Annotated in this window: 13 protein-coding genes; 9 read left to right on the forward strand and 4 right to left on the reverse strand. The window is 64.9% G+C overall.

Going from position 1 to position 13,109, the window contains the following annotated elements; translation table 11 throughout:
- Positions 1-293 (reverse strand): P-II family nitrogen regulator (locus Q0C59_RS02080; protein WP_291210996.1); only part of this gene is annotated, 293 nt, incomplete at its 3' end.
- A gap of 105 nt (positions 294-398) precedes the next feature.
- Between Q0C59_RS02080 and Q0C59_RS02085 the strand changes: the two genes are divergently transcribed.
- Complete coding sequence (locus tag Q0C59_RS02085; RefSeq protein ID WP_291210999.1) at positions 399-1,421, forward strand: asparaginase; 1,023 nt, start codon at positions 399-401, stop codon at positions 1,419-1,421.
- On the opposite strand, the gene Q0C59_RS02090 is transcribed toward Q0C59_RS02085, so the two are convergent.
- Positions 1,418-3,112: an NAD+ synthase gene (locus Q0C59_RS02090; protein ID WP_291211002.1), complete on the reverse strand. Its 1,695-nt coding sequence runs from the start codon at positions 3,110-3,112 to the stop codon at positions 1,418-1,420. The two genes, Q0C59_RS02085 and Q0C59_RS02090, sit on opposite strands and share 4 nt — an antisense overlap.
- A 65-nt stretch (positions 3,113-3,177) precedes the next feature.
- Here Q0C59_RS02090 and Q0C59_RS02095 point away from each other — a divergent pair, with 65 nt between their 5' ends.
- From Q0C59_RS02095 to Q0C59_RS02105, 3 genes are read left to right on the forward strand one after another with little or no spacing between them, the layout of a single operon-like run.
- On the forward strand, positions 3,178-4,449 hold the full coding sequence (locus Q0C59_RS02095) for a GNAT family N-acetyltransferase (RefSeq protein WP_291211004.1): 1,272 nt from the start codon (positions 3,178-3,180) through the stop codon (positions 4,447-4,449).
- 40 nt (positions 4,450-4,489) lie between these two features.
- Positions 4,490-4,855, forward strand: a complete 366-nt coding sequence (locus Q0C59_RS02100) for a hypothetical protein (RefSeq protein WP_291211007.1) — start codon at positions 4,490-4,492, stop codon at positions 4,853-4,855.
- The gene (locus Q0C59_RS02105; protein ID WP_291211010.1) at positions 4,846-5,289 is read left to right on the forward strand and encodes a polymer-forming cytoskeletal protein; all 444 of its coding nucleotides are present in this window, start codon (positions 4,846-4,848) and stop codon (positions 5,287-5,289) included. Before Q0C59_RS02100 ends, Q0C59_RS02105 begins: the two co-directional genes overlap by 10 nt.
- Positions 5,290-5,300: 11 nt before the next feature.
- Here Q0C59_RS02105 and ppa read toward each other — a convergent pair whose 3' ends face one another.
- On the reverse strand, positions 5,301-5,837 hold the full coding sequence (gene ppa / locus Q0C59_RS02110; RefSeq protein WP_291211013.1) for an inorganic diphosphatase: 537 nt from the start codon (positions 5,835-5,837) through the stop codon (positions 5,301-5,303).
- 304 nt (positions 5,838-6,141) lie between these two features.
- On the opposite strand from ppa, the gene Q0C59_RS02115 reads away from it, so the two are divergent.
- Complete coding sequence (locus Q0C59_RS02115; protein WP_291211016.1) at positions 6,142-8,205, forward strand: sodium-translocating pyrophosphatase; 2,064 nt, start codon at positions 6,142-6,144, stop codon at positions 8,203-8,205.
- A 16-nt stretch (positions 8,206-8,221) separates the two neighbouring features.
- Here Q0C59_RS02115 and Q0C59_RS02120 read toward each other — a convergent pair whose 3' ends face one another.
- A complete protein-coding gene (locus Q0C59_RS02120; RefSeq protein WP_291211019.1) occupies positions 8,222-8,857 on the reverse strand; it encodes a TetR/AcrR family transcriptional regulator in 636 nt (211 codons plus the stop codon).
- A 109-nt stretch (positions 8,858-8,966) separates the two neighbouring features.
- Between Q0C59_RS02120 and Q0C59_RS02125 the strand changes: the two genes are divergently transcribed.
- The 4 genes from Q0C59_RS02125 to glp all read left to right on the forward strand — a co-directional run bounded on the left by Q0C59_RS02125 (position 8,967) and on the right by glp (position 12,952).
- Positions 8,967-9,788, forward strand: coding sequence for a metal-dependent hydrolase (locus Q0C59_RS02125; protein WP_291211022.1), 822 nt, complete (start codon positions 8,967-8,969; stop codon positions 9,786-9,788).
- A 47-nt stretch (positions 9,789-9,835) separates the two neighbouring features.
- The gene (gene moaA / locus Q0C59_RS02130) at positions 9,836-10,951 is read left to right on the forward strand and encodes a GTP 3',8-cyclase MoaA (protein WP_291211025.1); all 1,116 of its coding nucleotides are present in this window, start codon (positions 9,836-9,838) and stop codon (positions 10,949-10,951) included.
- 95 nt (positions 10,952-11,046) lie between these two features.
- On the forward strand, positions 11,047-11,670 hold the full coding sequence (gene mobA / locus Q0C59_RS02135) for a molybdenum cofactor guanylyltransferase MobA (RefSeq protein WP_291211027.1): 624 nt from the start codon (positions 11,047-11,049) through the stop codon (positions 11,668-11,670).
- 4 nt (positions 11,671-11,674) lie between these two features.
- A complete protein-coding gene (gene glp, locus Q0C59_RS02140) occupies positions 11,675-12,952 on the forward strand; it encodes a gephyrin-like molybdotransferase Glp (RefSeq protein ID WP_291211030.1) in 1,278 nt (425 codons plus the stop codon).
- The last annotated feature ends 157 nt before the right edge of the window (positions 12,953-13,109 follow it).

A 13,109-nucleotide genomic window follows, 5' to 3' on the forward strand; every position in this document is an offset into this window, starting at 1 on the left:
CGCTCGACCGAGGTCACGAAGATCTTGCCGTCGCCGATCTTGCCGGTGCGGGCTGCGCGAATGATCGCATCCACACAGCGCTCCACGTCCACCGTCTTCACCACCACCTCGACCTTCACCTTGGGCAGGAAGTCCACCACGTATTCCGCGCCGCGGTAGAGCTCGGTGTGGCCCTTTTGGCGCCCGAAGCCCTTGACCTCGGTCACGGTCAAACCGGTCACACCCTGCTCGGCCAGCGCCTCGCGCACTTCTTCCAGTTTGAAAGGTTTGATGACGGCGGTGATCTGCTTCATGCGTTGTCTCCAGAGCGTGGATTGTTGGAAGGATGTCGTCGATTCATTATGCCCAAGGGCCTCCACGCTGTTCGTACACTGCGCACTCAACCCAACCGCCCGCACATGAATTCAAGCGCCCTGCCCCGCCACGTCCCCATCACCGTCGCCTACCGGGGCGGTCATCCGGAAAACATCCACCACGGATCACTCGCGGTGGTGAACGCGCAGGGCCAACTGCTGGCCAGCGTGGGCGATGTGGAATCGCCGCTCTTCACGCGTTCATCGCTCAAACCCTTCCAGGCCATGCCGCTGATTGCGCAAGCGGCCGACCGCTACGAACTCAGTGACGCCGATGTGGCCCTGCTGTGCGCGAGCCACAACGGTGAACCCATGCACGTGGAGCGTGCTGCGGCGCTGCTGGCGAGAATCGGCGCGGGCGAGTCCAACCTGGCCTGCGGCAGCCATGTGCCGTTCTTCTTCAGCACCAACGGCATCACACCCGAGCCCGGCGCCCGCTTCAACCGCCTGCACCACAACTGCTCGGGCAAACACACCGGCATGCTGCTGCTGGCCCACGCGCTGGGCGCGCCGCAGGGCGGCTATCTAGACTCCCACCATGCCGTTCAACAGGAAATTGCCCGCAGCGTGAGCCACTTCGCCGGCGTGCCGGTGGGCCAACTGGTGCGCGGCACCGACGGCTGCAGCGCACCGAACTACGCCCTGCCCCTGCGCTCGTTGGCCCATGCTTTCGCCCGCTTGACCCTGGAAGAGCCCGATCCTGTCTACGGCAAGGCACCGCTGCGCATCGCGCGTGCCATGAGCCATCACCCCGAACTGGTGAGCGGCCAGGGGCGCAACGATCTGGCGCTGATGCGCGCCGGTCGCGGCGACTGGGTGAGCAAGGTGGGGGCCGACGGTGTGCAGGCCCTGGCCAGTTTCAGCCGCGGCATCGGGATTGCGGCAAAGGTGAGCGACGGGCAACTGGCCCCGCTGATGGTGGCTTTTGTGTCGGCGCTGGACCAGTTGGACTGGCTCGATGCCGAGAGCCGCTCGGCCTTGGTCAGCCTCATCCCACCTCCTCTGAAAAACGCCGCCGGCATCGAAGTCGGCGAGATGCGCGCCGTGCTGGAACTGCGCGGGGCTTAGGCTCTGTACTTGCTCGTGATGGGATAGCGCCAGTCCTTGCCGAAGCTGCGGTGGGTCACGCGGATGCCCACCGGGGCCTGGCGGCGCTTGTACTCATTGATGCGGATCAGGCGGACCACCTTGTCCACGTCGGCGCGCTCGAACCCTGCCGCCACGATGCTGTCGGGGCTCTGGTCGTTTTCCATGTAGCGCTCGATGATGGCATCGAGCACCTCATAAGGCGGCAGGCTGTCCTGGTCGATCTGGTCAGGGCGCAGTTCGGCGCTGGGCGGGCGCACGATGATGCGCTCTGGGATCGGGTTGGCGCCGGTGCCGTACGGGTCGTGTGCATTGCGCCAGCGGGCCAGCTTGAAAACCATGGTCTTGGCGACATCCTTGATCACCGCAAAGCCACCGGCCATGTCGCCGTACAGCGTGCAGTAGCCGGTGGCCATTTCGCTCTTGTTGCCGGTGGTCAGCACAATGCTGCCGAACTTGTTGGACAAGGCCATGAGCAAGGTGCCCCGGATGCGCGCCTGCAGGTTTTCTTCGGTTGTGTCCTCGGGCAGACCGGCAAACTCGTTTGCCAGGCTGGCCTTGAAGGCCTCGAACTGAGGCGCGATACCGATCTCGTCGTAGCGCACGCCCAGGCGCGCGGCCATGTCGCGCGCGTCGATCCAGGAAATGTCTGCGGTGTAGGGCGAGGGCATCATGACCGTGCGCACGCGGTCCTTGCCCAGTGCATCCACGGCAATCGCCAGCACCAGCGCCGAGTCGATGCCGCCCGACAGGCCGAGGATGGCGCCAGGAAAGCCGTTTTTGCCCAGGTAGTCGCGCACACCCAGCACCAGTGCGTGCCACAGGTCGGCCTCGGGGCTGTGCGCGCGGTCGGTCTCGGCGGTGACCTGCCAGCCCGCCCCCTGCCGTGTCAAGGCAGCGTCAAAGTGCGTTTCTTCAAAGCTCACCGCACGCCCAGCCAGAGTGCCATCGGCCGCCAGCACAAAACTCCGGCCTTCGAACACGATTTCGTCCTGCCCGCCCACCAGGTGTGCGTAGACCAGCGGCAAACCGGTGGCCTGGCAACGCACGCGCATGGCGGCTTCGCGGTCGCCGCCCTTGCCGGCGTGGAACGGCGAAGCGTTGATGACGGCGAGAAGCTCGGCACCGGCGGCTTTCGCATCGGCCGCGGGTGCGTCGAACCAGGCGTCTTCACAGATCAGCAGGCCCACGCGAACGCTTTGGCCGTCGCCGCCGATGACGTCGAACACGCAGGTGTCATGGCCCGGTACGAAGTAACGACGTTCGTCGAACACCTGGTAGTTGGGCAGTTCTCGCTTGGCGTAGGTGTGGGTCACGGCACCGGCGTGCAGCACGCTGGCGGCGTTGTGCAGGTGGGCCACCGACACGCTGCGTTCACGACGCTGGCCACCGGCCAACCCGGGCCTGGCCGGATGTCCCACCACGATGTGCAGGCCTTTGAGGTGGGCCGTGCCGGCCGCCACGGTTTTGAGGGCATCATCACTGGCGTCGATGAAGGCCGGCCGCAGGTACAGGTCTTCGGCGGCGTAGCCGCACAGGGCGAGTTCGGGTGTGAGCAGCAGGTTCACGCCACGGGCGTGAGCCGCTTCGGCGGCATCGATCATTTTCCGGGCGTTGCCCGCCATGTCGCCCACCACAAAGTTGAGCTGGGCCACGCAAATGGAAAGAGTCATGGGGTCTGAAAACGTTGCGAAATGGGCCTTGGGCTCGCTGTGTGCCGGAGCTGCAGGTGGGTGAAATGAATTATGTCACCCGGGTCTTTTCGTCTCCCTCGCAGATTGAAGAGTCCGCATGGGATGCGCTGCTGGCACTCGAAGCCGATCCCAGCCCGTTCATGCGCCACGAATACCTGGTGGCCATGCACGAAAGCGGCAGCGCGCGACCCCGTGCGGGCTGGCAAGCGCAGTTTGTGACGCTGTGGCGCGGCGACGAGCTGCAGGCCGCCTGCCCGATGTACCTCAAGAACAACTCGTACGGCGAGTACGTGTTCGACTGGGCCTGGGCCAACGCCTACGCGCAGCACGGACTGGACTACTACCCCAAGGCGTTGGTGGCCGTGCCATTCACGCCGGTGCCCGGTGCGCGGTTGCTCGCGCGCGATCCAGCGGCTCGCACCGCCTTGGTGACAGCATTGATCCAGCAGGTTCGCGATGAGGACCTGTCGTCGGTCCACCTGCTGTTCGCACAGGCTCAAGACGTGAAGGCCTGCGAAGACGCCGGCATGATGCTGCGGCACACGGTCCAGTTCCACTGGAAGAATGTGGCCCCCACGCTCCCTACTTCGTTGGGTTCGCTGCCCCCCGAGGGGGCGTGTTTCGCCGTGGGGCGGCCCGGCGGCGAAACCTCTGGCGCTCCGTTCACCAGCTTCGACCATTTCCTCACCAGCCTGCAGCAAGAGAAACGCAAGAAGATCCGGCAGGAGCGGCGCAAGGTCACTGACGCCGGCGTCACGTTCCGCTGGTCGCGCGGGGCCGACATCACCGAAGCAGACTGGGCTTTCTTTTACCGCTGCTACGAACGCACCTACCTCGAGCACGGCAACGCGCCCTATCTCAACCGCGACTTCTTCCGCCGCATGGCGCAGACCATGCCGCAGCATTGGCTGCTGTTTGTTGCCGAGCGCGAAGGACAGGCCATCGCCTGCAGCCTGATCGGCATCGACGACGACACGCGTGTGGCCTATGGGCGCTACTGGGGCGCACTGGAACGCGTGGACTGCCTGCATTTCGAAGCCTGCTACTACGCGCCGCTGGCCTGGTGCATCGAACACGGGTTTCTGCGCTTTGAGGGCGGCGCGCAGGGCGAACACAAGATGGCGCGCGCCCTGCTCCCCGTCAAGACCACCAGCGCGCACTGGCTCGCCCATCCGTCGTTTGCCGACGCAGTGCAGCGGTTTCTGGAGCGCGAGAGCCAGGGCATCGGCCAGTACATGGACCACCTGGCGCAACGCAATCCTCTCAAGCCTGGTCTGGTGGTTCGGGGCGTCTCACCGCCCATCACCGAGCTGTGAATCACCGAACTGGCGCGGTGCTTCGCTAAACTCGGTCGCCATGGACGAAACCGACGCCTTCTTCACCCACACCATCGTGGGTGCACCCTTCTCGGTTCTGCTGGGACGCCGCCAAGGCGCGCCGACTGCGTCGCAACAAGGTCTTCAAGTGTCACTCACGCAGGGGGAAGTGGGCTTGAGCAAAGGTTGGCGCAGCTGGGCCGTGCTGGACCACCTCGACACACCTGCCGGAACGCCCCGGCGCCGGCCCAAACGCATGCGTCGCTGGCTGGAACGACACGCACTGGTCATGGCCCTGCTGGGCCTGTTGATGGTGCTCGGCAGTGCGGTGTTCTGGGCCATCGTGTGGCTGCCCACCACCGGCTGGTTGCCGGCCAACTTGCTGGAGCGCTGGCCATGGATCTGAAAACACCGCAGGACACGCTGACCATCGACCCGGTGGCCATGAACGTGGTGAACCGCGTGGCCGTGGGTGGCAAGCTGCACGGTGAACTCGAGTTCAACGGCGGCCTGCTGGTGCAAGGCGAGGTGTCGGGCCATATCCGAGTCAACGGCCCACTGATCATCTGGACCGGTGGCGTGGTGCGCGGACGCATCCGCGTGCTGGGAGACCTGTACCTGTTTGGCCACCTGGGCGCTGCCGGTGGCAGCGCGGTGGAAACCAGCCTGGAATGCCAAGGCATGGCCTACGTGGCCAGGAGCGGCGTGTCCACCGGCTCGCTCGCGGCACGTCGGATGCAACTCTACGAAGGAGCCAGCCTGCAGGGCCCTTTCAAGACCCTGGGGCCCGGGGACAACCTGCCGGTGTTGAACGACGTGTTGCCCAACCCGGCCGGCTGATTCGCGCCCCTTCAGCCCTTCTGAGCTTCGTAGGCGGCAATGCCGTCGATGATTTCCTTGTGGGCGGCGTCCTTGCCTTCCCAGCCGATCACCTTGACCCACTTGCCCGGCTCCAGATCCTTGTAGTGCTCGAAAAAGTGCTGGATGGTGTTCAGGCGCATCGGGTTCAGGTCTTCGGGCTTCTGCCACTGGGTGTAGATGGAAAGCACCTTGTCGATCGGCACGGCCAGCACCTTGCCGTCTTCACCGGCCTCGTCCTGCATCTTCAAGATGCCGATGGCACGGCAAGGCACCACCACGCCGGGGATCAGCGGCACGGGCGTGATCACCAGCACGTCCACCGGGTCGCCGTCACCTGAAATGGTCTTGGGCACGTAGCCGTAGTTGGTCGGGTAGTGCATGGCCGTGCTCATGAAACGGTCCACGAAGATCGCTCCGGTTTCCTTGTCCACTTCGTACTTGATCGGGTCCGCGTTCATCGGAATTTCGATGATCACGTTGAAGGATTCGGGCACGTTCTTGCCAGCGGTGACGTTGTCGAGGGACATGTTTTTGAGGGAGGTTGGTTGAAAACTGAAGCAGCCGGTGCAGGCCTGCTGCCTTCTGGAGAGGCATCTGGCGTGTCTCATGCGATCTGCACGCCTAGGATTTACCCTGATTTTACTGATTCGAAGCTGACTTGCCGGTCTGCTTTCACATGCACACCATGAATTGCCGCTAAATTCGCCGTGTTGGCCAATCGCCCTGTTTCAACGCTGTGCAACGCAGCGCAACCGGCAGCGAGGAAGCAACGCAGCGGGGGCAACCCGGAGGCGTTGCCCCTTCCAAGTCGAAACAACGAGGAGCGATTCAATGGTTGGTCAATCAGCGCTGATATTCGTGTTGGTCTGTGGGCTCGTGGCCGTGGCATACGGTTTCTGGTCGCGCAGCTGGATTCTTTCCCAGGACGCGGGGAACGCCCGCATGCAGGAAATTGCCGGGGCGATTCAAACCGGCGCAGCGGCCTATCTGGCCCGTCAATACAAAACAATCACGATCGTGGGCGTGGTGCTTGCGGTCCTCATTGGCCTTTTCCTGGATGGCCTGAGTGCCATCGGGTTCGTGCTCGGCGCGGTGCTCTCCGGGGCCTGCGGCTTCATCGGCATGAACATCTCGGTGCGCGCCAACGTGCGCACCGCGCAAGCCGCCACCAAGGGCATTGGCCCGGCACTCGACGTGGCCTTCCGCGGAGGCGCCATCACCGGCATGCTGGTGGTGGGTCTGGGTCTGCTGGGTGTGGCGGGCTTCTTCTGGTTTCTGGTGGGCAACGGCAACCTGACACCGGTGAAAAGCCTGGCCACGCTGCTCAACCCCTTGATCGGGTTTGCCTTCGGCTCGTCGCTGATTTCGATTTTTGCGCGCCTGGGCGGCGGCATCTTCACCAAGGGCGCCGACGTGGGCGCCGACCTGGTCGGCAAGGTCGAGGCCGGCATTCCGGAAGACGACCCGCGCAACCCGGCTGTGATTGCCGACAACGTGGGTGACAACGTGGGCGACTGCGCCGGCATGGCGGCCGACCTGTTCGAGACCTACGCGGTCACGCTGATTGCCACCATGGTGCTCGGCGCGCTGATGGTGGCTGCTGCGCCCATGCAGGCCGTGCTGTACCCGCTGGTGCTGGGCGCGGTGTCCATCCTGGCGTCGATCGTCGGCTGCTTCTTCGTCAAGGCCAGCCCGGGCATGAAGAACGTGATGCCCGCGCTCTACAAAGGCCTGGCGATCGCCGGCGTGCTCTCGCTGATTGCCTTCTGGTTCGTGACCGCCTGGATCATGCCGGACAACGCGATCACCGCCACCGGCAGCCAGATGCGCCTGTGGGGCGCCTGCGCCGTCGGCCTGCTGCTCACTGCAGCGCTGGTCTGGATCACCGAGTTCTACACCGGTACGCAGTACTCGCCCGTGAAGCACATCGCGCAGGCGTCGACCACCGGTCACGGCACCAACATCATTGCCGGTCTGGGCGTGTCCATGCGCTCCACCGCCTGGCCTGTTCTGTTTGTGTGTGTCGCCATCATCGCTTCGTACCAGCTGGCCGGCCTCTACGGCATTGCCACCGCCGCCACCGCCATGCTGAGCATGGCCGGCATCGTGGTCGCGCTCGACGCCTACGGTCCCATCACCGACAACGCCGGCGGCATCGCTGAAATGGCCGAGCTGCCCAGCAGCGTGCGCGACGTGACCGACCCGCTGGACGCCGTGGGCAATACCACCAAAGCTGTGACCAAGGGCTACGCCATCGGCTCTGCCGGTCTGGCCGCTCTGGTGCTGTTCGCTGACTACACCCACAAGCTGGAGACCTACGGCCACCAGATCAGCTTCGACCTGAGCAACCCGATGGTGATCGTGGGCCTGTTCATCGGCGGCATGATCCCCTACCTGTTCGGTGCCATGGCCATGGAAGCCGTGGGCCGCGCCGCCGGCGCGGTGGTGGTCGAGGTGCGCCGCCAGTTCAAGGAGATCCCCGGCATCATGGAAGGCACGGCCAAGCCCGAATACGGCAAGGCCGTCGACATGCTGACCACCGCGGCCATCAAGGAGATGGTGATCCCATCGCTGCTGCCGGTGGTGGTGCCGATCCTGGTGGGCGTGTTCCTTGGCCCGCAGGCCCTGGGTGGTCTGCTCATGGGCACCATCGTCACCGGCCTCTTCGTGGCCATCTCCATGTGCACCGGCGGCGGTGCCTGGGACAACGCCAAGAAGTACATCGAAGACGGCCACCACGGTGGCAAGGGCAGCGAAGCACACAAGGCCGCCGTGACCGGCGACACCGTGGGCGACCCCTACAAGGACACCGCCGGCCCGGCCGTGAACCCGCTGATCAAGATCATCAACATCGTGGCGCTGCTGATCGTGCCGCTGCTGCCGATGGCGACCTGATCAAGTCCCTGACGGTTCAGATGGCCCGCTTCTGCGGGCCGTTTTTCTTTTTGACGAACGCATGCGGGGCGCCCGCCAGCAGGCGCACCACCGCGCTGGCACTCGGCGTGAGCCGCTCCAGTTGCGCCGCTTCGCCGCGTTCGATGGCCTGCAACACGAGTTCGTGGATACCACCCACCGCTGCCATGGCCATGGTGGGCGTGAGTACCGTGTCTTGGGTGTTGATCGTCTCGAGCATGTAGTCGGCCAGGTGTTGCATCACCTCACGGCGCACCAAGGCACCGGCCGAGCCGAGTTGGTGGATTTCCACAAACAGCATGCGGATGAGCTGTGGCCCGGCCGAAAGGTGCCCAAGGTAGGCACCCAGTGCGTGCTCCACTTGATCTTGCCAGGGACGTTCGGGCTGCACCGACTCGCGCAGCGTGCGCAAAGCTGACGCGCTGGCAGCACGGTACAGCTCCAGGAAGCACGCGTCCTTGTCGGGAAAATGCTCGTAAAAAGTTCGCTTGGAGACCCCCGCCTCGGCCACCACCGCGGCAATGGACGTGGACGCGAGGCCTTGGAGGGCCGCCACGTGCGCCATGGCCTGGAGCAGGCGCGCGCGGTGTTCGTTCGAGGCGTCCTCGGCGACGGGGATGTTCTTCGGCTTCATGTGCAGCGATCTTAGGCGCTCGGCCTTGACAGACCTGACTTCGGCGCGCACTATCACCAACTTTGGTACCGCATCGTACCAACTCGCTCACGCCATCCAGATCTGCACCATGACCACCCTCACCGTCCGCCGCCTCCTGATCGACCTCGAACAACCCGTGTCGCGCCACTGGTGCGCCAACGACGCGTTCCTCACGGCATGGTTCAACGCCCTGTCCATGAGTTTCCCGGTGGGCGAACAGTTCTTTCTGGACTCGGTGCGCAACGGTGCCAAGGGGCTGACACCCGAGCAGCAGGCCGCATGGCAGGCCGAGGTGCAAGGGTTTGTGGGCCAGGAAGCCACGCACCGGCGTATCCACGCACTGTTCAATGCACAGATCGAAAAACATGGCTTGGTGAACACCTGGGGCCCGCGCATCGAAGAGCGCATGAAGGTGCTGGCTGGCGCCGATCCGCGACACCACCTGGCCATCACCGCCGCCAACGAACACTTCACCGCCCTGTTCGCCGAATGGATGCTCTCGCACACGGCCGTGTTCAACGACACCGAGCCGCGCCTGAAGAACCTCTGGCTCTGGCACAGCGCCGAGGAGTCCGAGCACAAGTGCACCGCGTTCGACCTCTACCAGGCCCTCGGCGGCAGCCACAGCTGGCGTGTGAAGTGGATGCGCCGCGTCACCGTGTTTTTCCTCACCGACGCCCTGCGCCAGACCGTGCACAACCTGCACCGCGACGGCACGCTGTGGCAATGGTCCACCTGGCGCAGCGCGGGCCGCCACCTGCTGGGGCGCGACGGTCTGCTGAGCACCAGTTTCAAACCCTGGCGCGCCTATTTCCGCCCCGACTTCCATCCCAACCAGCAGTCGAGCGATCTCTCGGAGAACTGGCTCAGCAGCAACGCCGACCAGTACACGCGTGTCGGGGCGGGTTGACCCCACGCCTGCGCGCTACCCCATGGGGTGTCGCCGATAATCAGGGCATGTCCGAACGTGTCATTCCCCTGATCGACCAGCGCCTCGTCAACACCGTGGCGCGCATTCCCACCACACCGGTGGCGCCCACCGGCCTGCTGGGCGACGCGCTGGGTCGCCCACTGCGCGACCTGCGCATCAGCGTGACCGACCGGTGCAACTTCCGGTGCAGCTACTGCATGCCGAAGGAAATTTTCGACAAGGACTACGCCTACCTGCCGCACAGCTCACTGCTGTCGTTCGAGGAAATCACACGCGTGGCCACGCAGTTCGTGGCGCATGGCGTGCAGAAAATCCGCCTCACCGGTGGTGAGCCGCTGCTGCGCAAGAACCTGGAAATCCTCATCGAACAACTGGCGGCGCTGCGAACCACCGAAGGACAGCCGCTGGACATCACGCTCACCACCAACGGCTCGTTGCTCAAGCGCAAGGCTGCCGCACTCAAGGCAGCGGGCCTGCAGCGCGTGACCGTGAGCCTGGACGGTCTGGACGACACCATCTTCCGCGCCATGAACGACGTGGACTTTCCGGTGGCCGATGTGCTCGAAGGCATTGCCGCCGCGCAGGCCGCGGGACTGGGACCGATCAAGGTCAACATGGTGGTCAAACGCGGCACCAACGACCACGAAGTCCTGCCGATGGCGCGTCACTTCAAGGGCACCGGCATCGTGCTGCGCTTCATCGAATACATGGATGTGGGCGCCACCAACGGCTGGCGCATGGACGAGGTGTTGCCGAGTGCCGAAGTGGTGCAACGCATCCACCGCGAGCTGCCACTGGTGCAGCTGGGCGCTGCCGCGCCCGGTGAGACCGCCGAGCGCTGGGGTTATGTCGACGGCTCCGGCGAAATCGGCGTGATCAGCAGTGTGACCCAGGCCTTCTGCAGCGACTGCAACCGCGCGCGCCTGTCCACCGAGGGCCAGCTCTACCTGTGCCTGTTTGCCAGCCAGGGCCACGACCTGCGCCCGCTCATCCGAGGTGGCGCCACCGACGAACAACTGGCCAGCGCCATCGCCGCCATCTGGCAGGGCCGCAGCGACCGGTATTCGGAACTGCGCGCCAGCCTGCCACCCGATGCATCCACCGGCACACGCAGAGTGGAGATGAGCTACATCGGCGGCTAGACAATGACCCCCACGCTCCAACGCTGCGCGGGTCGCTGCCCCCCAAGGGGGCTGGCCTTGCTTGGGGCGGCCCGGCGCAGCGGCCCATATACAAAATGATCCACACCAACGAAATCACAGGCCTTGTCCTGGCCGGGGGCCGAGGCTCCCGCATGGGCGGGCTCGACAAGGGCCTGCAGAACTTCAACGGCACGCCGCTGGCGCTGCACACGGTCTTGCGCCTGCAGATGCAGGAAGGCGGGCTGATCGGTGAGCTCATGCTCAATGCCAACCGCAACCTGTCCGCCTACGAGGCGTTTGGGGCCCCGGTGTGGCCCGACACCCTGAGCGACTTCGCCGGGCCGCTGGCGGGCTTCATGACCGGGCTGGAACGCTGCGAAACACCCTACCTGCTCACGTCACCTTGCGACACGCCGCTGTTTCCCCTGGACCTGGCCCAGCGCCTGGCAAAGGCCTTTGAAGACGAAGACACCGAGATCGCGATGGCCGCCGCACTCGAAGAAGACGGGCAGTTGCGTCCCCAACCGGTGTTCTGCCTGATGCGCGTGGAGCTGCTGGAGAGCCTGGTCGCCTTCACACAATCAGGCGGCCGCAAGATCGACGCCTGGACTGCCCAGCACAAGACCGTGATCGTGCCATTCAACCAGCCCGGCGACGACCCGCGCGCCTTCCACAACACCAACACCCTGGCCGAACTGCACGCGCTGGAAAAGGGTTGATCCCATGAAGACGATCGAGCAGATCGCAGCCGAGCTGCAGGGCTACGACCCGCAAGCCCTGAGCGCCGACCGCGTCAACGAATTCCTGGCCCGCCTGGTGGAGCCTGTGACCACCACCGAAGATGTGAGTGTGTTCGACGCGCTGGACCGCGCGCTGGCCGCGGACGTGGTCTCGCCCATCAGCGTGCCGCCCCACGACAACTCGGCCATGGACGGTTTCGCTTTCGACAGCGCTCTTTTGCAGTCAGGGCAGCCACTGAAGTTGCGCGTGGCCGGCACCGCCTTCGCCGGCAAAGCCTGGTCAGGCACCCTGCAAGCCGACCAGTGCCTGAAGATCATGACCGGCGCCATCATGCCGGCCGCGCTGGACACCGTGGTGCCGCTCGAATTTGTGAAAGTCGAGGGCGATGTGGTCGAGATTCCACCCGGCGTGGTGAAGGCTGGCGACAACCGACGCCTGCTCGGCGAGGACCTGATGGCCGGGCAGCCCGCGCTGCGAAAAGGCCAGACGTTGGGACCTGCCGCACTGGGCCTGATCGCCAGCTTGGGTTTGCCCAAGGTCACGGTGTTTCGACGCATCAAGGTGGCCTATTTCTCCACCGGCGATGAAATCCTCACGCTGGGTGAGCCGATCCGCGAAGGCGCGGTGTTCGACAGCAACCGCTACACCGTCTTCGGCCTGCTCAAGCGCATGGGTGTGGACGTGGTCGACATGGGTGTGGTGCGCGACGAACCCGAGTTGCTCGAAGCCGCGTTCCGCAGCGCGGCGCAGCAGGCCGACGCCATCATCACCAGCGGTGGCGTGAGCATGGGCGAGGCCGACCACACCAAGGCCATGATGAAGCAGCTGGGCGACGTGGCGTTCTGGCGCATCGCGATGCGACCAGGGCGGCCCATGGCAGTGGGTCGCATCACGGAGGACGGCAAGTCTTCCTTGCTCTTCGGACTTCCAGGGAATCCGGTGGCGGTCATGGTGACCTTCCTCGCTTTCGTGCGCCCTGCCCTGCAGCGGCTCATGGGTGGCACGGTCACGGCGCCAGTGCTGCTGCAAGCGAAGTGCCTGGAGCAGCTGCGCAAGAAACCCGGGCGCACCGAGTACCAGCGCGGGATCGTGAGCAAAGGGGCCGACGGTTCGCTCACCGTCCGCATCACGGGCAACCAGGGTTCGGGGGTGTTGAGCTCCATGGTGGAGGCCAATGGGCTCATCGTCCTGCATCATTCGCAGGGCAACGTTGCCGTTGGCGATGCTGTTGACGTGATGATGTTTTCCGGGGTGGTTTGAGGTTTCTCGCGCCGGTGGGTCCGGTCATCGGCGACCACGGGACATTCGCGGAGCAGAGCGCCGTGCGCTCACGAGCCCGCGAGATGCAGGCAAGAAACACCACGCCCGAAAAATCACTTCGCCGGAACCACCTCAACATGCCCATCCAAAGGCACAG

The sequence above is a fragment of the Hydrogenophaga sp. genome, from assembly GCF_022844385.1.
In the GTDB taxonomy this organism is placed as follows: domain Bacteria; phylum Pseudomonadota; class Gammaproteobacteria; order Burkholderiales; family Burkholderiaceae_C; genus Hydrogenophaga.